This is a genomic window from Pseudomonas sp. 05N434 (genome assembly GCF_056396965.1).
On record NZ_JBFTMK010000952.1, the window covers coordinates 1 to 930 of the forward strand.

1 protein-coding gene and 1 pseudogene are annotated in these 930 nt (G+C 54.7%); both read right to left on the reverse strand.

Annotated features, from left to right (window positions below; translation table 11 throughout):
• Positions 1–448 precede the first annotated feature (448 nt).
• Positions 449–619, reverse strand: a pseudogene (gene tnpB, locus AC1DLB_RS30995) (IS66 family insertion sequence element accessory protein TnpB); the annotation flags it as partial.
• An 82-nt stretch (positions 620–701) separates the two neighbouring features.
• On the reverse strand, positions 702–930 hold a 229-nt coding region (locus tag AC1DLB_RS31000), incomplete at its 5' end, for a hypothetical protein (RefSeq protein ID WP_477786401.1).

Consider the following 930-nt stretch of genomic DNA (forward strand, 5'->3'; position numbering starts at 1 on the left):
GATGACGCGGTGAGGATGATACAACGCTACTTGGTCCTCTTGCAGCTCAATCAGCCTTTGCACCTTCCAGATGCTAACTGGAGCGCGCCGCTTTTGAAGGCGCTTGTGCTGCTCTGCCAAGACGTCGTTGCGATAAAGCGTGTCGGGGAGGTCAGGAGCGTAGGAGTTCCTGAGCCTTGGATCGCTCGTCGCCTGTCGCTTCGGATCCGGCAGGTCTCGGTATTGCGAGCTTCGAGGAGCTCACACTATCGTGGCACAGGTCGCGCCCGGCGCTGCTGAGAGACGCCGTCGTTTATTCGTATGCAATCCACGAAGTACACCTACCGCCAGATGTGCTTCCCGTTTACCGTGACAAAGACTTCGAAGCCTTGCTGCCGCGGAACTACACGCCGAAAATTCCAAGATAGCCATAGATCCCAACCTTTAAAATATGGGGTTAATGGAGCGCTTACGATACGTTCAGCTCTTGTACGGTCAGCACGATCACCTCATCCGTGATGTCGGGCGAGGTTTTGAACCATTCAGACTCCAGGCGCTTAAGCCAAAGGCAAAACCCGTTGCGCTCCCAATAAAGGATTTTCACTAGATTACGAGGGCGATTCAGAAAGACGAAAAGTACGGGGTCAAATACCTGTCAAAAATGTGTCCGTTACAGGATGTGAAACAATCAGGGCTCGAGTCGAAGTTGCTGGTAGATTCAGTCAACGATATCGCCATCGGGGGATGTAGCCACTGACGGCTTCGCGTAGGACCTGTCGAGCGCGGGTGTAATCGTCCAACCGCGCCGAGCGTTCGCCTTCCTGTTGTAAACCGGAGTTGCGAGCGAATGCCTCTGACCTTGCGCGGCGGGGCGGAAAGATCAAATTCAGCAATTGCGAGAAGCGGATCGGTGCCCGGAATCGACTCCAAGGCGAGCGGAGTGATCTACGG